The organism is Citrobacter sp. Cpo030 (assembly GCF_030333005.1).
GTDB lineage: Bacteria > Pseudomonadota > Gammaproteobacteria > Enterobacterales > Enterobacteriaceae > Citrobacter > Citrobacter portucalensis.
This window is the reverse complement of the sequence record NZ_JAOWGT010000024.1, coordinates 1-564: the sequence shown is the minus strand read 5'-3', so window position 1 is coordinate 564 and position 564 is coordinate 1. Positions and strand designations below refer to the sequence as shown.

The following is a 564-nucleotide window of genomic DNA, read 5'->3' as shown; positions in this document are numbered from 1 at the left end:
GACGCCGGAGGAATATCGGCAACACAATCATTTGGCCGGGATCTCAAAAAATGCCTGGAACTAAAACGGGTCTATTTACAGTGACCTTACGGTTAGAAGATGAGAACAAAACTGACTGGTTGTTTCCTAACTTGCTGCCATTTGGTCTTGAACCAGTAATGACGCAACGATGGGTGCGAGACCGATTTGGTCATCCGATTACTTACGTTGATGCCAGCGTGATTATGACTATTTATGTTGGGGTGGAGGAAACATATATTTTACCAACTCCGAATCAAAATATTGCAGCGGCGTTTTCTTACAATCAATATTTTTTTGTCAACAGGATCACATTTATTCCAGTGGAACGAGCAAAGGAGATTCAGATGGCATTGGAGAAAAAACGACTTGGTGGCAAATGAACATTGACGTCGAAACTCTTATGCGGTAATTAGGCAAACCTTATCAGGATATTTATGATAAAGGTTTAATTCCCTACAAAAAACAACGGGTACTGTTAGTGATGATATTACCAGGTTGAATATGAGGCGAGAAGGAATATTTTTATCTTTTATCAATAACCAG

General features: G+C 39.7%; 1 protein-coding gene. It reads left to right on the top strand.

Annotated features, from left to right (window positions below; genetic code table 11):
• A partial coding sequence (locus OGY37_RS00220) for a DUF6392 family protein (protein WP_286619766.1) occupies positions 1 to 401 on the top strand: 401 nt, incomplete at its 5' end.
• Positions 402 to 564 lie beyond the last annotated feature (163 nt).